General features: G+C 36.6%; 5 protein-coding genes. All 5 read left to right on the top strand.

The features are described 5' to 3' along the window. Positions 1 to 124 precede the first annotated feature (124 nt). Entirely contained in the window at positions 125 to 4,657 is a 4,533-nt protein-coding gene (locus A3775_RS22110; protein WP_066426821.1) for a type I polyketide synthase, read from the top strand. A 60-nt stretch (positions 4,658 to 4,717) separates the two neighbouring features. Beyond that, complete coding sequence (locus A3775_RS22105) at positions 4,718 to 9,292, top strand: non-ribosomal peptide synthetase (protein ID WP_066426819.1); 4,575 nt, start codon at positions 4,718 to 4,720, stop codon at positions 9,290 to 9,292. Continuing rightward, positions 9,289 to 12,759, top strand: coding sequence for a non-ribosomal peptide synthetase (locus A3775_RS22100; protein WP_066426817.1), 3,471 nt, complete (start codon positions 9,289 to 9,291; stop codon positions 12,757 to 12,759). Before A3775_RS22105 ends, A3775_RS22100 begins: the two co-directional genes overlap by 4 nt. Positions 12,760 to 12,831: 72 nt before the next feature. Continuing rightward, positions 12,832 to 18,717 carry a non-ribosomal peptide synthetase gene (locus A3775_RS22095; RefSeq protein ID WP_066426815.1) on the top strand — a complete coding sequence of 1,962 codons (5,886 nt, stop codon included), beginning with the start codon at positions 12,832 to 12,834 and terminating at the stop codon, positions 18,715 to 18,717. A 14-nt stretch (positions 18,718 to 18,731) separates the two neighbouring features. After that, entirely contained in the window at positions 18,732 to 23,519 is a 4,788-nt protein-coding gene (locus A3775_RS22090; RefSeq protein WP_066426813.1) for a non-ribosomal peptide synthetase, read from the top strand. The last annotated feature ends 44 nt before the right edge of the window (positions 23,520 to 23,563 follow it).

The raw sequence follows: 23,563 nt of genomic DNA, 5'->3' as shown, positions 1-23,563 counted from the left end.
TCAGTAGTAGTTTAGCATTGCTACACCAAGACAAAAGTAGAAATGGTTAATAAATACATTTATGCCATAACCATTAAAGCTGATAAATGAGAGATGAAAATTCAGTAATTTGAAAGGTTGAGTGATGGAAAATATTGCTATTATTGGATTGTCTGGACGGTTTCCAGGTGCTAAAAATATTACGGAGTTTTGGCAAAATTTATGTAATGGAGTTGAAGCCATTTCTCAATTCAGTGATGAAGAATTAATTGCTGCGGGAGTAGATCCATCATTACTGAATAATCCTAACTATATAAAAGCTGGGTCTGTATTAGAAGATATTGATTTATTTGATGCAGGTTTCTTTGGCTTTAACCCCAAAGAAGCAGAAATGACTGACCCCCAACATCGTTTATTTTTAGAATGTGCTTGGGAAGCTTTAGAAAATGCTGGCTATGACGCTCAAAGATGTGAAAGTCGGATTGGGGTTTATGCTGGTGCGAGTTTAAATAATTATTTATCTTTTAAGTTAAGTATTGACCAAATTGGTTCAGCTAATAGTTTTCAGAAATTAATTGGTAATGATAAAGATTTTTTGTCTACTCGTGTTTCTTATAAATTAAATTTAACTGGCCCAAGTCTCACAGTACAAACTGCTTGTTCTACTTCTTTAGTAGCAACCGTTTTAGCTTGTCAAAGTTTATTGAATTACCAATGTGATATGGCTTTGGCGGGTGGTGCTTCGGTGCGTATACCCCAAAAAACAGGGTATTTACACCAAGAAGGCGGTATTTTATCATCTGACGGCCATTGTCGTGCTTTTGATGCCAAAGCCAAAGGGACAGTTATTGGTAATGGTGTGGGAGTAGTGCTGTTAAAACGGTTATCGGATGCGATCGCAGATGGTGATCATATCTATGCAGTCATCAAAGGTAGTGCTATCAATAATGATGGTTCTGGTAAAGTTGGCTACACTGCGCCTAGTGTGAATGGACAAGCAGAAGCGATCGCCGAAGCAATAGCTTTAGCTGATGTTGAACCCGAAACCATTACCTACATTGAAACTCACGGAACAGGAACAGCGTTAGGCGATCCCATCGAGATATCTGCATTAACAAATGTTTTTCGTGCAGAAACAGATAAAAAAGCTTTCTGTGCAATTGGTTCAGTCAAAACAAATATTGGACATTTAGACGCAGCCGCAGGAGTAACAGGTTTAATCAAAACCGCTTTATCTTTGCAACATAAATTAATTCCGCCTAGCTTAAATTTTGAACAACCAAACCCAGAAATTAACTTTGTAAATAGTCCTTTTTATGTCAATACTAAATTGACAGAATGGACTGAAACTTCTACCCCGCGACGTGCTGGAGTTAGTTCTTTAGGTATTGGTGGGACTAATGCTCATGTAATTTTGGAAGAAGCACCAGAACAAGTCAAAAGTCAAAAATCAAAAGTCAAAAGTGCATATCAACTTTTGTGTTTATCAGCCAAAACTGATTCAGCTTTAGAAACTGCTACTCAAAATCTTGCTCAACATCTCAAACAACATCCTGAGTTAGATTTGACAGATGTAGCTTATACATTGCAGGTAGGAAGAAGTGTTTTTAATTATCGTCGTTTTATAGTTTGTCAAAGTATCCAAGAAGCAATAAATACCCTAGAAAATCCAGATAATCCCCAAGTATTAACTCATTTTGAGGAACCCAGACAACGCGCTATTACTTTCATGTTTCCTGGACAGGGTACTCAATATGTGGATATGGGTAAGGAACTGTATCAGACTGAGCCTGTATTTCAAGAACAAGTAGATAATTGTTGCCTGATACTCAAACCATATTTAGGTTTAGATTTACGAGCAGTTATTTATCCACAGGAAACTGAAAAACAAGCAGCAACAGAACAATTAAAACAGACATCTTTAGCACAACCAGCATTGTTTGTCATTGAGTATTCCTTAGCTCAACTGTGGATGTCTTGGGGTATTTATCCACAAGTAATGATTGGTCACAGTATCGGTGAATATGTTGCAGCTTGTTTAGCTGGTGTCATGTCTTTAGAAAATGCCTTAGCTTTAGTAGCTGTGCGAGGAAAATTGATGCAGCAAATGTCTACAGGTGCAATGCTTTCTGTTTCTGCATCAGCAAACGAAATTAAAGATTTATTGCCTAAAAATTTAGATTTAGCTGCTAGTAATGCACCTGCTTTGTGTGTAGTTTCAGGAAGTTATGAAGCCATAGATGAATTTCAACAGAAATTAACTGCATTAAAAATAGAATCTCGTCGTTTACATACCTCCCATGCTTTTCACTCCTCAATGATGGAAGCAATGTTACAACCATTTACTGCGGAAGTGAAAAAAGTTAAACTTAATCCTCCCCAAATTCCCTTTATTTCTAATTTAACGGGGACTTGGATTACACCAGAACAAGCAACATCTTCAAATTATTGGGCGCAGCATTTACGACAAACAGTCAATTTTTCTGCTGGTTTATCAGTTTTGTTGCAAGAAACAGCAAGCATCTTGTTAGAAGTAGGGCCAGGAAGAACTTTATGTACTCTTGTTAAACAACACACCCAACAAGCAGCCGGACAAGTTGTATTACCTTCTTTGCGTCATCCCCAGGAAGAAAAATCTGATGTTAATTTCTTGCTCCATACTTTAGGGCGTTTGTGGTTAGCAGGACTTGCGATAAACTGGTCTGGTTTTTATAGCCATGAACAGCGTTATCGCATACCTTTACCGACTTATCCCTTTGAACGTCAACGTTACTGGATTGAACCAGAAATACAAAAGCAAGTTATCAGTAAAGCTGGTAAAAAAGCAAATATTACTGACTGGTTTTATATTCCTTCTTGGAAACGAGTTCCCATCATTAAAACTCAAGAGATTACTTCTGGTTACTCGTTAATTTTTATAGATGAATCTGGTATAGGTTCAGAAATTGGACAGAGATTACAACAACTTAGACAAGATATAATTTATGTCAAACCAGGAGAAAAATTTAAGCAAATAGATAGCAATATCTACACTATTAACCCAAAACAAGCAGATGATTATTATCATTTGCTGCGAGAATTACGGGAAGAAGATAAAACACCTAATCAAATAATTCATTTGTGGAGCGTTACACAATCACAAGCTTTATCTTGGGAAATAACTCAAAATTTAGGTTTTTACAGTCTTGTTTACCTCGCGCAAGCTATTGGACAACAACAAATAAGTGATGAAATTCAAATTTTTGTTATTGCCAACAATCTGCACAAAATTACAGGAAATGAAGAATTATATCCTGAAAAAACAACTATCTTGGGTGCTTGTAAAGTTATTCCTCAAGAATATCAGAATATAAGTTGTCGTCTGGTTGACATTGTACTACCAAGATTAGCGAATGAAGATTTTATAGAGAAACTACTGGCAGAATTAACAGCAGAATCACAAAATTCAATTATTGCTTACCGTAATAATTACCGTTGGGTACAAACATTTGAACCGATTTCTCTAGAACCAGCTACCACAGATAAAATCCGTTTACGACAAAATGGAGTTTACTTAATTACAGGTGGTATGGGAGGTATGGGTTTAACTTTAGCAGAATACCTAGCCAGAACCGTAAAAGCTAAACTGATTTTATTAGGACGTTCGGTAACATCTGAAAACGACAAAATTAAAGAATTAGAAGCGTTAGGTGCAGAAGTATTGGTACTTGCTGCTGATGTGACTAATGATGAGCAGATGCAGAGAGCGATCGCTCAATCTTTACAACGTTTTGGTACAATTAACGGTGTGATTCATGCTGCTGGGGTTGCTGGTGCTGGGATGATTCAACTCAAAACCCCAGAAATGGCCGAAAGTGTTTTTGCTCCTAAAGTGCAAGGAACAATAATTTTAAATAATGTCCTCAAAAATCAGGATTTAGACTTTTTAGTTCTCTGTTCATCTTTAAGTTCAATTCAAGGAGGATTTGGACAGGTAGATTATTGTGCTGCCAATACCTTTTTAGATGCCTTTGCACAATGGAATACAACAACAAATAACCGATTGACGATTGCTATTAATTGGGATGCTTGGCAAAAAATTGGTATGGCAGTTAATACCACTATTCCTAATGAAATCAAAAATTGGCGGGAAACCAGCTTAAAAAATGCTATTCTACCCACAGAAGGAATTGATGTCTTTAGCCGCATTTTAGCTAATTCATTACCACAAGTTATAGTTTCCACCCAAGATTTACAAGCAGGAATTGAGCAGCTTAACCAATTAGTTTTATCTTTATCCTTAGCTCAAAAGCCAATAAATTCTCTTCAGGTATCTAACAGCAGACATTCACGCACTCTGCAAGAAAATACTTATATAGCTCCTCGTAATGAAACTGAAAAAACTCTTGCTAATCTTTGGGAAGAACTTATTGGAATAGAAAAAGTAGGAATTAACGATAACTTTTTTGAATTAGGCGGACATTCTTTACTAGCAGTACAAACAATTTCCCGGATTCGAGAAGCTTTTCAAATTGAATTACCACTGCGTACCCTCCTCTTTGATGCTCCTACAGTTAGTCAACTGGCTCATGTAATTTTAGAAAAACAAGCATCAGAGGAAATGGACAATATAGAACAGCTATTAGCAGAAATTGAAAATCTGTCTAGTGAAGAAGCCAACACCCTACTGAGTCAATAATTAGCAACTAACTTACCAAGAAGGTAAAAATCAAAATTTCTTGTTTGTCTGAGGTGCATAATGGTAAAAGATATAAATGAAAGAATAGCCGCTTTGTCTCCAGAACAAAGAGCCTTATTAGAAAAACGTTTACAACAACAAAAAAGCCAAAACAATTTAAAGAATAATCTGACGATTTCTCAAAGAAAAGCAGATGATACCTTGAGTTTATCTTTAACTCAAGAAAAATTCTGGCTACTGCAACAGTTACAACCAGATTTAACTGCATACAACGAGTTAAATATGTTATCCTTGCAGGGTCAACTTGATATAAATATTTTAGAGAAAAGCCTTAACGAAATTATTAAGCGTCACGAGATTCTTCGCACGAGCTTTCAAGTTATAGATGAGCAAGTTGTACAAAAAATTGCGCCTACACTAAAAATAGAACTGCCTATTATCAACTTACAAGGATTGTCAAAACCTGAGCAAGAGGCAAAAGTTAAACAACTTGTATTAGAGTATTCTCAGCAGCCATTTAATCTAGTTGAAACTCCCCTATTCAAAATTTTTCTCATCCAATTACAAGAAGAAGAACATATTTTATTTTTGAGTATACATCATATTATTTTTGACGGTTGGTCGAGCGGCATCTTTTATCAAGAGTTAGCAGCACTATATCAAGCATTTTGTCATGGTGAAGCTTCCCCACTACCAGAATTACCCATCCAATATGCAGATTTTGCATTGTGGCAAAAACAATCTTTACAAAATAAATCACATCTGCTGAATTATTGGAAGCAGCAACTAAAAGATGCGCCACCAATTCTTAATTTACCAACAGACTATAACCGTCCTCTACAACAAAGTTTTCAAGGTGCGCGGGTAAATTTTACCATTTCAGAAACATTAACTAATCAACTGAAATTTTTAGGGCAACAGGAAAATGCCACCTTGTTTATAGTTTTATTAGCTGCCTTTAAAACCTTACTTTATCGTTACACAGGACAGACAGATTTATTAGTTGGGACTCCAGTTGCTAACCGCACTCACAGCGAAATTGAGAATTTACTAGGATGCTTTGTTAACACTTTAGTTCTCAGAAATGATGTGTCTGGGGAACTGAGTTTTAAAGAGTTGGTGAAACGAGTACGTGAGACAGCTTTAGCTGCTTATGCACATCAAGAACTTCCCTTTGAACAGCTAGTTCAAGAACTACAACCGGAACGGCATTTAGGAAGCAACCCATTATTTCAGGTATGGTTTGCTCTCCACAATCAGCCAATGCCAACTTTACAACTAGGGAATTTAGTCATAACTTCCTTAGAAGTAGAAAGGGATACATCTCAATTTGATTTGAGTTTAGATATAAATATAGAAGCCCAAGGATTAATAGGAACAATTGAGTACAGCACAGAGTTGTTTGAATCAGCCACCATTGCGCGGATGATAGAACATTTCCAGACTTTACTAGATGGTATAGTTGCTAATCCTGAAGCCAAAATATCTGAGTTACCATTATTAACTCAAGCGGAAAAAAATCAATTATTTCAGTGGAATAATACACAGATTAACCCCATAGAATTATGTAGGCTACATGAGCAATTCGAGACTCAAGTAGAAAAGACACCAGATGCCGTTGCAGTTATTTTGGCAGGGCAGTCATTAACATATCAAGAACTTAACCAAAAAGCCAATCAACTAGCTAATTATTTACAGAAATTAGGGGTAGGCTCAGAGACTTTAGTGGGAATTTATATGAATAGATCCCTAGAAATGATCATTGGGATTCTGGGGACTTTGAAAGCTGGGGGGGCTTATGTACCACTTGATCCTACCTATCCGGTTGAGCGTTTGGCTTTGATGCTCCAATATGTAAAAACACCTATTTTATTAACTCAACAATCTTTAGTCAATCAACTACCAACAAATAATTCTCAACTTGTTTGCCTAGATACAGATTGGGAAACTATTGGTTCTTGTAGTTCCCAATATATTGCTCATAGTTCATCCTTGGCTTATGTGATTTACACTTCCGGTTCTACAGGAGAACCCAAAGGAGTTTGTTGTCACCATTTGGGTGTTATTAACCTACTTGCAGACTTTGAAAACAGACAATCTTTAACAGTTAAAGATGTTTGTAGTTTGTGGACAAGTTTAAGTTTTGATGTTTCAGTTTATGAAATTTTCTCAGCCCTTTTATTTGGGGCAACTCTGCATATAGTACCTGAAGAAATTCGTGCTGATAGTCAAGCGTTTATTCAATGGTTGCATACTCACAAAATCACCAGTGCCTATATTCCACCTTTTATGCTGCCTGTTTTAGCAAATTGGTTAGAACAACAACCAGCAAAATTGGAATTAAGACGGTTACTGGTAGGGGTAGAGCCGATTCTTGAGCAAACTTTAGCAGCAATTAATAACCGCATTCCTGGGTTACACATTATCAACGGTTATGGCCCCACAGAAGCTACTATCTGTACTACCCTGTATTCCGTACCAAACCAGCAACAACATAAACGATTTACACCCATTGGTAAACCCGTAAATAATACCCAAATATATATCTTAGATAGTCATCTTCAACCTGTACCAATTGGTATTCCCGGTGAAATTTATATTGCTGGTATTGGTTTAGCAAAAGGCTACTTAAATCGTCCTGAACTCACCAGCGAAAAATTTATTTCCCATCCTTTTGAGCAATCAAAATCAACTCGCTTATATAAAACCGGAGACATCGCTCGCTATTTACCAGACGGGAATATAGAATTTCTCGGACGCAGTGATTACCAAGTTAAAATTCGCGGTTTTCGCATTGAGTTGGGAGAAATTGAGTCAGTATTAAAACAACATCCATCAGTACAAGACACAGTTGTAGTTACACGAGACGACATAGCTAATGATAAGCGATTAGTCGCTTACGTAATACCTCAAACTCCCAAAAACCATAAATTTGAAACTGAATATGTTTCAGATTTAGAATTACTTTATGACCAATTCTACAGTTGGCAATTTTCCGAAAAAGACCCTTCAATCAACTTGAGAGTTTGGACAAGCCGTTATACAAATCAACCTTTACCAGAAGCGGAAATTATCGAGTGCGTTGAAAATACAGTAGAACGTATTCTCGCACTTCAGCCTCAGCGAGTTTTAGAAATTGGTTGTGGTACAGGTTTAATTTTGTCCAGAGTCGCACCTCACTGTCTACATTACTGTGGTGTAGATATTTCCCAAACGGCTCTACAATATTTGCAGCAATTGTTAGCCAAACGCCAGCCAGAATTATTGTCTAAAGTTACTCTTGTACAAGGAGTAGCCCATAATTTAGACAAGATAAAACCAGAGTCTTTTGATGTAATTATTCTCAATGAAATTATTCAGAACTTCCCCAGCATTGATTATTTAGTCAGTGTTCTAGAAGGTGCTGTCAGTATCCTTAAACCAGGAGGTTGTATTTTTATTGGTGGTGTGCGTAACTTGCCACTTTTAGAAGCTTTTCATACTGGTGTCCAATTAAATCAAGCTGACTCAGACCTAACTGTAACTGAGTTAAAAAAACGAATAAAAGACTCTCTGCAAGCTGAAAACGAGTTAGTCATTTCTCCTAATTTCTTCACCACTCTACAACAGCATCTGCCGCAAATTGGTAATGTGCAGATGGAATTGAAAGGAGGTCATCATCATAACGAACTGACCAAGTTTAAGTATGATGTAATTCTTCGTCTTGGTTATCAGATTGATCATACAGAAAACCAACCCTGGTTAGATTGGCAGCAAAAAGAATTGTCAGTAGAAAGTGTGCAGCAGCTTTTACTGAATAATCAACCCAATACCCTAAAAATTGCTCAGATTCCTAACGCCCGTATAGTTGCTGAACTTAAAACCTTGGAGTTACTTGCAATTGCGGACGAATTGCTCACAGTTGAGCAGTTACGAAGAATTTTGAAGCAAATAACCTCAGAAAATGGAATTGATCCGCAAGATTTTTGGGTAATAGCTGATTTACTTGCTTATCAAGTCAAAATTAGTTGGTCAAACAACAGTAATGATGGTTGCTACAACGTAGTTTTCTTAAAACAAATTCCCGCACATAATCCAGAACAAAAGAATCAGGAAATAGTTTTAAATATTAATAGCACTCCTCAATCTTGGGGTGTTTATGCCAATCAACCATTACAGCAAAAGCAAGAATTAGAATTAATTTCGCAACTGCGGAGTTTTGCCGAAAACAGATTACCAGAGTATATGGTTCCGCAATTCTTTGTTACCTTAACTACTTTTCCATTAACTCCTAATGGAAAAATAGACCGTAAAGCACTACCTGTACCAGATACAAAAACTGGAGATGAAGCAACTTATGTCCCACCCCGCACCCCAACAGAACAGATAATAGCTGATATTTGGGCTGATGTATTAGGGAAAGAAAAAATAGGAATTGATGACAACTTCTTTGATTTAGGAGGACATTCACTTTTAGCTACCCAAGTTATTTCTAGAGTACGGGAAACCTTGAAAATTGATTTACCTTTGCGTAGCTTCTTTGAGTATCCAACAGTTAAAAATTTGGTTGATAAAATCGAGGAAATTATAACAGTACAAAAGTTACAAACTGGATATGAGCAAATCGGCGAAGACAGAGAGGAAATAGAAATATGAAAAGCACTGCTGAATTTTTGTCTTACCTTTGCAGTCAGGAGATCAGACTATGGGTTGAAAATGAGCGTCTGCGTTGTAGTGCGCCAAAAGAAGCCCTGACACCAGATATCAAAGCAGAATTAGCAGCACGCAAAGTAGAAATTATAGATTTTATTAGCAAAGCTACTCAGGCATTAAAATCAAATTCAGAATCTATTCAACCTGCCTCACGCCAGGGAAACATACCTCTGTCTTTTGCCCAGCAGCGACTATGGTTTTTTAACCAATTAGAACCAAATAGTGGTGCTTATAGAATACCTGTAGCATTTAGATTAACAGGTAAATTAAATGTACCTGCACTTTCAGAAAGTATCCAGGAAATTATCAGACGACACGAAATATTAAGAACTACATTTACAGTAGTAAATGGGGAAGTAGTACAAGTAATTAGTCAAGGTGAAAGCTTTAGTCTTCCAGTTCTAGATTTGCATAAGATAGAAGTAAATAAACAAGAACAAGAAATGCAAAATCTAGCTTTATTAGAAGCACAAAAACCCTTTGACTTAGTAAAAGATTTACCAATCAGAGCCAGTTTACTCAAACTATCAGATACAGATCATGTAGTGCTATTGACCATGCACCATATAGTTTCTGATGGTTGGTCTAGGGGGATATTCATTAAAGAACTTACAGCATTGTACACAGCCTTTTCTCAAGGTCAGCCTTCCCCACTTCCTGAATTACAGATTCAGTATATTGACTTTGCTATTTGGCAAAGAAAATGGTTACAAGGCGAGGTGCTGCACACTCAACTTAACTATTGGAAACAGCAGTTAGGTGGTAACTTACCTGTTTTAGAATTGCCTACTGACAACCATCGACCTGCAATCAAATCTCACAGAGGTGCTACACAGCCTTTTCAATTATCCAAGTCCCTGACAGAGAAACTTAAAGACCTATCAAAGCAGGAGGGAGTTACCTTATTTATGACGCTGCTGGCAACATTAAAAGTGTTGTTACACCGCTACACACAGCAGGAAGATATTCTAGTTGGTACTCCTATTGCTAACCGTAATCGTTCAGAAATTGAAGGTTTAATTGGATTTTTTGTCAATACTTTGGTACTTAGGACAAACCTGGGGAATAACCCCACTTTCAAAGAACTGTTACAGCAAGTACGTGAGGTTACTTTAGGGGCTTATGCTCATCAAGACTTGCCCTTTGAAAAATTGGTAGAAGAAATACAGCCAGGGCGCAATTTGAGTCAAAATCCCTTGTTTAATGTGATGTTTGTGTTGCAAAATAACACAACCGAACCTATAGAATTACCAGAATTAACCATAGAGGAATTAAACTTAGAACACAACACTACCAAATTTGATTTTACCCTCTCGCTATCAGAAACAGAGACAGGATTACAAGGAGATTTAGAATACAACACAGATATATTTAATCCTGACAGAATTAACCGAATGTTGGGACATTTTCAGGTGTTGTTAGAGGGGATTGTTGCTAATCCCCAGCAGCACTTGTCCGAATTACCATTATTAACAGCGAATGAGCAAAATCAACTATTATTAGAATGGAATAATACTAAAATTAATTACCCTCAAAACCAGTGCATTCATCAATTATTGGAAGCACAGGTAGAAAAAACACCTGATGCTGTTGCCGTGGTATTTGAAAATGATAAATTAACATATCGGGAACTCAATAAAAAAGCTAATCAACTAGCAAATTACCTACAAAAAATAGGAGTAGTTGCAGATACTTTAGTGGGGATTTGTGTAGAGCGTTCCTTAGAAATGGTAATTGGGCTTTTGGGGATTCTCAAAGCTGGTGGTGCTTATGTACCTTTAGATCCAACCTATCCCCAAGAACGCCTAGCTTTTATGTTGGAAGACTCCCAAACCCCAATTTTGTTATCTCAACAGCACCTAATTGATAACCTTCCACCTTACAAAGCTCAAGTAATTTGTTTAGATAGCGACTGGGATAAAATCGCTGATCAAAACTCAGAAAATCTTACCTGCAATCTTAACTCTCATAACCTAGCTTACGTAATTTATACTTCCGGCTCCACAGGAAAACCCAAAGGAGCAATGAACACCCATCAAGGAATTTGTAATCGGTTGTTATGGATGCAGGATCAATATCAACTAAATACATCTGACCGAGTATTACAAAAAACTCCCTTTAGCTTTGATGTTTCCGTGTGGGAATTTTTCTGGACTCTCATTACAGGAGCTTGTTTAGTCATTGCTAAACCAGAAGGACATCGAGATAGTAACTATTTAGTAAAACTAATCAAAGACCAGCAAATTACCACTGTACATTTTGTTCCATCAATGCTGCAAGTATTTTTAAATGAGCAGGGAATAGAAGAATGTCAACACCTCAAACGTGTAATTTGTAGCGGTGAAGCTTTATCTTTTGAATTACAATCAAAATTCTTTACCCGTTATAAAAATGTAGAATTACATAATCTTTACGGGCCAACAGAAGCAGCAATTGATGTCACTTTCTGGCATTGTCAAAAAGATTATCCACGAAAAATAGTCCCCATTGGTCGCCCCATTGCTAACACGCAAATTTATATTTTAAATCAACAATTGCAGCCTGTTCCCGTTGGTGTACCAGGGGAATTACATATAGGAGGTGTAGGTTTAGCCCGTGCTTATCTCAACCGTCCCCAGTTGACAAATGAGAAATTTATTGCTAATCCTTTTAGTAATAATCCTGAAGCAAAATTATATAAAACGGGAGATTTAGCCCGTTATTTACCAACTGGCGAAATTGAATATTTAGGACGGATTGACGACCAAGTAAAAATTCGTGGTTTCCGCATAGAATTAGGAGAAATTGCCGCAGTTATTGAGCAATTTACAGACATCAAACAAGCTGTAGTTATAGTTTTTGAAGATGAATCTAAACAGCAACGAATAGTAGCTTACATTGTTACTAATCCTGATTCATCAAAACCTCAATTTTCGCAATTGCGTAAATTTCTGCAACAGAAGCTACCTGATTACATGATTCCTTCAGCTTTTGTTGTACTTGATAGTTTACCTTTAACACCTAATGGTAAACTTGATCGTCGTGCGTTACCTGCACCAGAAATAAATTTCAACCCCAAAAAAGAAAAAGTATTACCACGTAACCAAATTGAAGAGAAATTAGCAGAAATCTGGGTCGAAATACTAAACTTAAAACAGATTAGTATTGAAGATAACTTCTTTGAATTAGGCGGACATTCATTACTAGCAACTCAAATAATATCTCAAATTCGTCAAACATGGCAAATTGAAATACCATTAAGTCGCCTGTTTGAAATGCCCACAATTGCCACATTAGCTGAGGAAATTTCTCAATCATTACAACAGAAACAACAAACTTCATACAAACCTAAAATTGCTCCTCAACGTCTATCCAGAGAAGCAAATCGCGTCAAATTATCCTCCCTGAAAACCAACTCTACCAACTCTTAACTGAACTCTTCTCTGCGCCTCTGCGTCTCTGCGTGAAAAAAAATCACTCTATTGCCTCAAAACCAATCAATCATGACACTACAAACTTTTCCAAACCAAGAATTTCAAAACGCTGAAGAAACAGAAGTTTATGTTTTTCCTGCTTCCTTCGGACAAAAAAGACTATGGTTTTTAGACCAATTAGAACCCGGTAGCCCTTTTTATAACTTACCCTATGCTGTACGGTTAACAGGTGCATTAAACATAACTTTATTAGAAAAAAGTTTTCTGGCATTGATTGATCGTCATGAAGCTTTAAGAACTAGCATAATTACTGTTGATGGCGAACCTGTACAGGCAATAAATCCTAGTATAAAACTACAGATTCCAGTCATAAATTTACAAAATTTACCAGAAAATGAGCGAGAAACAGAAGCGCAAAAAATAGCCGTAGCAGAAGCAACAAGCCCATTTATTTTATCAGAATGCCCATTAATACGGCTAAAATTAATCCAGCTAAATAAACAAAACCATATATTATTACTTACCCTACATCATGCTATTTGTGATGGTTGGTCTATAGGCATATTATTAAAAGAATTAGCAGCAATTTATCAAGCTTTTAAGGCTGGTCAACCCTTTCCATTACCAGAATTACAACTTCAGTATGCTGACTATAGTGTTTGGCAGCAGGAATATTTACAGGGAGAAGTTTTAGAAAATCAATTAAGTTATTGGAAACAACAGCTTGATGGTATTTCTACTTTACAATTACCCACAGATAGACCCCGTTCAGCACTACAAAAATTTGAGGGAAAAACCTACACTTGGCAAATTCCCCAGGATTTAACAACAGCATTAGAAGCTTTTAGCCAAAAAGCGGGCGTAACTTTGTTTATGACTTTGCTAACGGCGTTTAATACCTTGCTGTATCGTTATACGAATCAAGATGATATTGTAGTAGGTTCTGCGATCGCCAATCGTAACTGGGCAGAAAGTGAAAGTATTATAGGCTTATTTGTTAACACCTTAGCACTGCGTACACAAATTAAAAATAACCCTAGTTTTAGCGAATTACTCAATCAAGTTAAAGACACAACTTTAAAAGCTTACGTTCATCAAGATTTACCCTTTGAAAAATTAGTAGATGAAATACAACCAGAACGAGATTTAAGCCGTAACCCAATATTTCAAGTTTGGTTTGCACTGCATAATTTACCCATACCAACTTTAAAGATAGGGGATTTAACCTTAACACCTATTGAAGTTGAAAGTGGCACTACACAATTTGATTTGAGCTTAGATATATATATAGGCGAACAAGGACTAACAGGAGCAATTGAATATAGTACGGAATTATTTGATCAGGAAACTATTGCCCGGATAGCAGAACATTTTCAAACTTTGCTTTATGGAATCATTGCTAATCGCCAAGCTAAAATTTCCGAATTACCATTATTAACTGAATCTGAAAAACATCAATTATTAATTGAATGGAATAATACCCAAACTAATTGGAAAGAATCTCGAAATATACATCAAATATTTGCTGAACAAGCTGCCAAAACACCAGATGCGATCGCTGTAGTTTTTGGACAAGAACAATTAACTTATCAAGAACTAAATCAAAAAGCCAACCAACTAGCTAATTATTTGCAAAAATTAGGGGTAGGTGAAAATAGTTTCGTGGGAATTTGTATGCACAGATCCCTAGAAATGATCATTGGCATTTTGGGAACTTTAAAAGCTGGTGCAGCTTATGTACCTCTTGATCCTACCTATCCTACCGAGCGTTTAGCATTTATGCTCAAGGATTCACAAGTTCCTATTTTATTAACCCAACAATTTTTAGTAAATAATTTACCAACAAATAATGCTCAAATTATTTGCTTAGATACAGATTGGGCAACTATTGGATCTGGTGGTGAGCAAGAAATTAATAACACCTCATCCTTAGCTTATGTGATTTATACATCCGGTTCAACAGGAGAACCAAAAGGAGTTTGTTGTTATCATGAAAGTGTCTTAAATCTGCTCACAGACTTTGAAAATCGTCAACCGCTAACAGTTGTAGATGCTTGTAGTTTATGGACAAGTTTAAGTTTTGATGTTTCAGTTTATGAAATTTTCTCAGCCCTTTTATTTGGGGCAACTCTGCATATAGTACCTGAAGAAATCCGTGCTGATAGTCAAACTTTAATTAACTGGTTACAAACTCATCAAATTACCAGTGCTTACCTTCCACCTTTCATGTTACCTGGGTTAGTAAATTGGTTAAAACAACAACCAGAAACATTAGCATTAAGAAGGTTATTGGTAGGAGTAGAACCGATTGCAGAAAGCACTTTAAAAACTATTAATAACCATATTCCCGGATTACACATTATCAACGGATATGGTCCAACAGAAGCTACTATTTGTACTACCCTTTATTCTGTACCATCTCCATCAGAAAATCAACGTTACACACCTATTGGTAAACCTGTAAATAATGCCCAAATTTATTTACTTGATCAACATTTGCAAGCTGTACCAATCGGTATTCCTGGGGAAATCTATATTGCTGGTATTGGTTTAGCACAAGGTTATTTGAATCGTCCTGAACTGACTAAGGAAAAATTTATTGAACATTATTTTGAGCCATCAAAATCAACTCGTTTGTATAAAACTGGAGACATCGCTCGTTATTTACCAGATGGCAATATAGAATTTATTGGACGCAGTGACCATCAAGTTAAAATTCGTGGTTTTCGGATTGAGTTAGGCGAAATTGAAACAGTTATCAAACAACATAAATCGGTACAAGATACCATTGTGATCACAAGAGATGATATAGCTGATGATAAAAAATTAGTTGCCTATGTAGTACCACAATCTCCCGAACAAGATAATTTTGAAACTGATTATGTTGCCGATTTAGAATTACTTTATGATCAGTTTTATAGCTGGCAATTTTCTGATCAAGACCCCTCAATTAATTTGAGAGTTTGGACAAGTCGTTATACAAATCAACCAATACCAGAACCAGAAATTATTGAATGTGTTGAAAATACAGTAGAACGTATTCTATCTTTGAAACCTGAGCGTGTTTTAGAAATTGGTTGCGGTACTGGCTTGATTTTAACAAGAGTTACCCCCCATTGTCAGCATTACTGTGGTGTAGATATTTCCGAAACTGCTCTACAATATTTACAACAATTATTAGAAAAACGCCAACCAGAACTATTACCGAAAGTCAATCTTGTACAAGGTATAGCTGATAAATTAGAGGGAATAGAACCAGCATCTTTTGATGTAATTGTCCTCAATGAAATTATTCAAAACTTCCCCAGTATTGATTATTTAGTCAGTGTTTTAGAACGTGCAGTTAGCATCCTCAAACCCGGTGGTTCTATTTTCCTCGGTGGTGTGCGGAGTTTGCCACTTTTAGAGGCTTTCCATACTGGTGTTCAACTATATCAAGCTGATTCTCAACTAACTATCACCGAGTTCAAAAAACGAATACAAGACTCTTTACAAGCAGAAAACGAGTTAGTTATTGCTCCTGATTTCTTCACTGCTCTACAACAGCATCTACCACAAATTGGTGCTGTAGATATGGAATTGAAGGGAGGGATTTATCATAACGAACTCACACAGTTTAAATATGATGTAGTTTTGCATTTAGGAAATCGAATTAATGCCCAAGAAAATCAACTTTGTTTAGATTGGCAGCAGCAAGGATTTTCTATAGAAAATGTATATAAGTTGTTAGTTGATAAGCAAATAGCAGCTTTAAAAATTACCAAAATTCCTAATGCTCGTGTATTTAAGGAACTCAAAACATTAGAATTATTAGAAACAGCAAATGAATTAACAACCGTTGAGCAATTAAGAGCAAGATTAAAAACTTCTGTAAATACTGGAATTGAACCGCCAGAGTTTTGGCAAATGGCTAATTTACTTGATTATCAAGTAAAAATTAATTGGTCAGAAAATAGTAATAATGGTACTTATGATGTAGTCTTTTGGAAACCAATTTCTATAGATAAGCAAGGAGAAATTCAACAAAAGATAGTAGTCAATAGTTCTCATCATCCTGAATCTTGGAGTGTTTACGCAAATCAACCATTACAACAAAAACAAGAATTACAATTAATTTCTCAACTGCGGACTTTTGCTCAAAGCAAATTACCAGAATATATGCTTCCGCAATTCTTTGTGGTCTTGCCAAGTTTACCATTAACTCCCAATGGTAAAATAGACCGTAAAGCACTACCCAAACCAGAGCGCAGAACCACACAAACAGAAAATAGTTTTACATCTCCTCGCAGTTCCACTGAAGAAACACTAGCAGAAATTTGGACTCAAGTATTAGGTTTAGAATCTGTTGGTATTTATGATAATTTCTTTGACTTAGGTGGCGATTCAATTCTGAGTATTCAAGTTGTCGCCAAAGCTAACCAACAAGGTTTACAATTAACACCTAAACAACTATTTCAACATCAAACAATTGCCGAATTAGCAGCAGTTGTTGGTATAGAATCAACAATTCAAGCTGAACAAGGTTTAGTTACAGGTGATTTACCACTAACACCTGTTCAATATTGGTTCTTTGCAGAAAATTTCTCTCAACCACATCACTACAACCAAGCTAATTTATTAATAGTCAAAGAAGCTATTAATCCTGATTATGTGCAGCAAGTTGTACAGCAGTTGCTTGTCCACCATGATGCTTTAAGGATACAATTTACAAAAACTGATTCCGGTTGGCAACAGGTGAACGCTGGTGATGATGTGACATCAGAAGTTATCCAATTTGATTTATCAGCATTATCAGCAATAGAACAACCATTAGAAATTACAAAAATTGCTGAACAATTACAAGCAAGCCTCAACCTGTTTACAGCACCTTTAATGAAAGTTGCTCTGTTTAATTTAGGTGAAAACCAACCTAGCAGATTATTATTTATCATTCATCACTTGCTAGTTGACGGTGTTTCTTGGCGGATTTTATTAGAAGATTTCCAAACAGCTTACACTCAATTGAGTCAAGGAAAAGCAATTCAATTTCCAGCGAAAACTACTGCATATAAACATTGGGCGCAGCGATTAGTAAATCATGCCAAATTACCAGAAATTGAACAAGAAATTAATTATTGGTTGACAGCAGGTGAAAAACAAATTTCGGCTTTACCAGTAGATTTTGATAACGGGATTAATATTGTAGAATCTGTTGGTAAAGTATCCATTGCTTTGAGTGAATCAGAAACTCAAACATTACTTTATGAGATTCCCTCAGCTTATAAGACCCAAATTAATGAAGTGTTGTTAACGGCATTATCCCAAACTTTTGCTAACTGGACGGGAGAAAATTCTTTATTAATTGACTTAGAAGGTCACGGACGAGAATCACTATTTACAGATGTGGATTTATCCCGTACTGTAGGTTGGTTTACTTCTGTATTTCCTGTATATTTAAGCTGGGGTAAAAATGCTGATTTAATCCAAATCCTCAAAACTGTTAAAGAACAACTACGCCAAATTCCCAACCAAGGTATTGGTTATGGTTTATTGCGTTATTTAGGCAGGGAAGAAGGTATTCAAAAAATCAGTGCTTTAGCAAAAGCGGAAGTGAGTTTTAATTACTTAGGTCAATTTAATCAACTTTCTGATAATTCACAACTTTTAACACCTGCTACTGAAGCAATTGGTTCTGAGCAAAGTCTTTTAGCAAGACGTTCTTATTTGTTAGAAATTGATGGTTTGGTCATTAATAATCGTCTCCAAATTGATTGGACATATAGCCAAAATGTACATCGTCAAAGTACGGTAGAAAATTTAGCCCAAGGATTTATAAATACATTAAAATCTTTGCTTAATCGCAGTCAATCGCCAGATATGGGTAGCTATACACCTTCGGATTTTGCTGCTGCCAAAATTGGTGAAAAAGATTTCAATAAGTTACTGAATAAACTCAATACTAAAGTCAAAAAATAAAAGGTCAAAAAGATATGAATACAGCAAATTTAGCAGATATTTACGAACTTTCACCTTTACAACAGGGGCTACTGTTCCACACAATTTATGCTCCCAATTCTGGGATATATTTTGAGCAGTTTTGCTGGACTTTAGAAGGTGATTTTAATGTCGCAGCATTTAAACTAGCTTGGGAAAAGGTAGTAGAAAGACACCCAATTTTACGCACTGCATTTTATTGGCAAGATTTAGAAAAACCCTATCAAGTTGTATATCAACAGGTAGAGCTTCCTTGGGATTTTCACGACTGGCAAGAATTTTCTGCTGAAGTACAAAAACAAAAGTTAGAGGCTTTTTTACAAGCTGATAGACAGCGTGGCTTTGAACTTTCTCAAGCTCCATTAATTCGGTTAAATTTGTTCCGTTTGGATGATAATACTTATGAATTTGTGTGGAGTAGTCACCATATATTATTAGATGGTTGGTCTGAATCTTTGGTTTTTAAAGAAGTTTATGCTTTTTATCAAGGATTTTGTCAAGGTGAAGATGTCAAATTAAATTCACCTCGCCCCTATCGAGATTATATTAATTGGTTACAACAACAAGATTTATCTAAAGCAGAGGCTTTTTGGCGTAAAACACTCAAAGGTTTTGACAAGCCTACAACCTTACTTTTAGATAAAAATCCTGGCATTTTACCCAGTTTAGATGAAGATTATGATTGGCAGAGAATTGAGTTATCCAAGGCAACTACAACCGCTTTACAATCTCTAGGAAAACAGCACCAATTAACTTTAAATACGTTGGTACAAGGGGCTTGGACAATACTTTTAAGTCGCTATAGTGGCGAGTTTGATATTGTTTTTGGTAGTACCTCTTCCGGTCGTCCTCCTAATTTGCCCGGTGTTGAAAATATGGTGGGTTTATTTGTAAATACCTTACCTTTGCGGGTGCAAGTGACAGAAGATGCTTTACTTTTACCTTGGTTAAAAGAGTTACAAAATCACCAAATCGAGGTGATCCAGTATGAATATAGTCCTTTGGTAGAAGTACAAAGATGGAGTGATGTCAATAGAGGTCTGTCTTTGTTTGAGATTGGCTATGTATTGGAGAACTATCCAGTTGATGCGGCTTTAGCTCAGGGGATAGATGGGCTGAAAATACAAAGTGGGCAGTTTTTTGAAAAGACCGATCATGCCCTGACATTGATAGTAGTATCAGATGCTGCCCTCACATTAAAACTGTTGTACGACACTCGTAGATTTGATCAGCAAGCGATCGCTCGGATGTTAGGGCATCTCCAAACTTTACTGACGGGCATGGTGACAAATCCCACAGCCCGGTTATCAGAGTTGTCCTTGCTTTCTCAAACAGAACAACATCAATTACTGGTAGAGTTTAACAAGACTAAGGCTGATTACCCCCAAGATAAGTGTTTACATCAACTTTTTGAGGAACAGGCCATCAGAACACCGGATAATATAGCTGTTATATTTGATGGTGATTCACTAACCTATAAACAATTAAATGAACGTGCTAATCAACTGGCAAATTATTTACAAAAATTAGGGGTTGTTTCTGAAGTTTTAGTAGGAATTTGTGTAGAGCGATCGCTAGAAATGCTAATCGGGATTCTTGGCATTTTAAAAGCTGGTGGTGCTTATGTGCCATTAGATCCTAGTTACCCTCAAGAACGTTTAGCATTCATGCTCAACGATACTCAAGCACCGATATTATTAACCACAAAAAACCTACTGGGAGACTTACCAGAAACAACAGCCAATATAATTTGTTTAGATACTGATTGGGAAAATATTAATAATTACAGTTCAGAAAATCCCCTAAGTAGCGTTAAGGAAAATAACCTAGCTTACGTCATTTATACTTCTGGTTCTACAGGTAAACCCAAGGGTGTACAAATTGCTCATGGCAGTGTGGTCAATTTCTTAGAATCCATGCGGCAGCAACCAGGGTTAACTGAATTTGATACACTTTTGGCGGTGACATCCATATCTTTTGATATTGCCGCACTAGAACTATATCTACCATTAATTTGTGGCGCACGTCTGGTAATAGTCAGCCGTGAAATAGCAATGGATGGGGAAAAATTAAGTCAGAATATTGCCGCTACTGGTGCAACAGTCATGCAAGCAACTCCAGCGACTTGGAGAATGTTACTAACCTCTGGTTGGGTTGGTAGTAAACAGTTAAAAATTCTCTGTGGTGGTGAAGCTCTGACCTGTGATTTAGCAGCAAATTTATTAACAAAAGGTGCTGAACTGTGGAACTTATATGGACCGACAGAAACCACAATTTGGTCAACAGTTTCTCAAGTAGAAACTAGCAAATTATCAATGTCTTTAGTGCCGATTGGTCGCCCTATTGCTAACACCCAAATTTATATTCTAGATCAGCAATTACAGCCTGTACCGATTGGTGTACCTGGTGAGTTACATATTGGTGGTGCAGGACTATCACGGGGCTATTTAAATCGCCCAGAATTAACCACAGAAAAGTTTGTTCTCAATCCCTTTAAAAATGGAAAATCACCACACCTATATAAAACTGGTGATTTAGCTCGTTATTTACCAGATGGAACGATTGAATGTTTGGGAAGAATTGACCATCAGGTTAAAATTCGTGGTTTCCGCATTGAGTTGGGAGAAATTGAAGCTAACCTCAATCAACATCCGGGAGTAGAAGTAAATGCTGTCATCGCTAAAGGAGATACTCTAGGCGAAAAACGCTTAGTAGCTTATGTAGTCCAAAATCCTCAATATCAAGGTGATTCTACAAAAATTGAAAATCAGCAAGTATCCCAATGGCAGTTAGAGCGATCGCCAAGCAACAGCAAAACAGAACTAAGGACAATCACAAATAATATTGCGCCTATACCTGAGCGTCCTTTGCACAGTTACGCCAATAACCCTCTACAGGCAAAAGTAACCCGTGAATTAATCCCACAACTGCGTCAATATTTGCAGTCTAAATTGCCTGAATATATGGTTCCTTCAGCTTTTGTATTGCTGGATACCTTACCGCTCACACCCAACGGTAAACTAGACCGCAAAGCTTTACCAGAACCAGACTTAGGCAGATCCGAACCTGAAACTAAAGATGCAGTAGCCCTTACTCCTATCCAAGAAATATTAACAGGAATATGGAGTCAAGTTTTGGGTGTGTCATATATTGGCATTAACGATAACTTTTTTGATTTGGGTGGACACTCACTTTTAGCAACTCAAGTAATATCCCGTGTGCGGGAAACATTTCAAATTGAGTTACCATTGCGTTGTTTATTTGAATCTCCCACCATTGGGAAATTATCAGCATCTATAGAAGCAGAAATCAAAACGCAGCAAAATTTACAAGTTCCTCCCCTTGTACCAGTGTCAATAGATGGAGAAATACCCCTTTCTTTTGCTCAAGAAAGATTCTGGTTAATGTCTCAAATTACTTCCAATAATGCCCTATATAATAATACAGTCACTTTAAAAATCAGTGGAAAATTAAATATTTCTGCTTTAGAACAAAGCATTAATGAAATAGTTCGTCGTCATGAAACCTTACGGACAACATTTCCCATAGTCCAAGGAAAACCTAAAATTGCTATCAGTCCTACACTCAATGTTAATTTAGCCATCCTAGACCTACGGGAATTAGATCCACAAACAAGACACGAAAGAGCTTCACAAATAGCTAAACAAGAAGCTAAACAACCATTTGATTTAGCGCAAAGTCCCCTGCTCAGAACTACATTATTATGGCTAGATAGCACAGAATATATATTGCTATTAAACCTACACCATATCATTTCTGATGGTTGGTCAATGGGAGTTTGGATAGAAGAAATAACCGCACTTTATCCAGCTTATTGTGAAGGGAAAACATCACCTTTACCAGAGTTAGCAATTCAATATGGTGATTTTGCAGTTTGGCAACGTCAATGGTTACAAGGTGAAGAATTACAAAAACAATTAAATTACTGGAAACAGCAACTAGGGTCAGATTTACCACCTTTAAAATTGCCCATAGATAAACCCCGTCCTCAACAAAGTAGTCAACAAGGTAAGAAAATAGATTTTTCATTACCACTAGATTTAAGTAAGCAATTACAACAGTTGAGTCAGCAAGAAGGTGTAACTTTATTTATGACCCTATTAGCAGCATTTAAAACCCTGTTGTACTGCTATTCAGGGCAAACTGATATTAGGGTGGGTTCTCCCATAGCGAATCGCGATCGCCAAGAAATCGAAAAATTAATTGGCTTATTTATTAACACCTTAGTTTTACGTACAGACTTATCCAACAACCCCAATTTCCGAGAATTATTAGGACGAATCAGAGAAGTAACATTAGGTGCTTACACTCACCAAAACTTACCTTTTGAAAAAATTGCAGAAGAACTACAACCAGACAGAAATCAAACTAATTTACCCTTATTTCAAGTGTGGTTTGTTCTCCAAAATGCTCCTTTAGGCTCTTTAGAATTACCCAACTTAACCTTACAACCATTAGATATTCACAACGACACAACCGGATATGATTTAGGGCTTTTCCTGGACGAAACACCAACAGGAATTAGCGGATGTTTCGAGTACAGCACCGATTTATTCTTTGCTGACACAATTACTCAAATGGCTGATAATTTCCAAACATTACTCACAGAAATTGTAAATACACCAGACCTCACACTAAATGAAATAGCAGCCAAATTTAACGAAACTCAAAAAGCTCAGAAAACCAACAAAGCCAAAGAATTAGAATCTACTAACCTCAAGATGTTAAAGAATATCAAACGTCAATCTTTTTCTCGTTCTTAGAAGTTATTCCTGTCCCCTCTCCTAAGAGGAGAGGGTTAGGGAGA

Source organism: Anabaena sp. 4-3, assembly GCF_001597745.1.
Taxonomy (GTDB): domain Bacteria; phylum Cyanobacteriota; class Cyanobacteriia; order Cyanobacteriales; family Nostocaceae; genus Trichormus.
The sequence above is the reverse complement of the archived record's forward strand: the minus strand, read 5'-3'. Positions and strand labels throughout refer to the sequence as shown.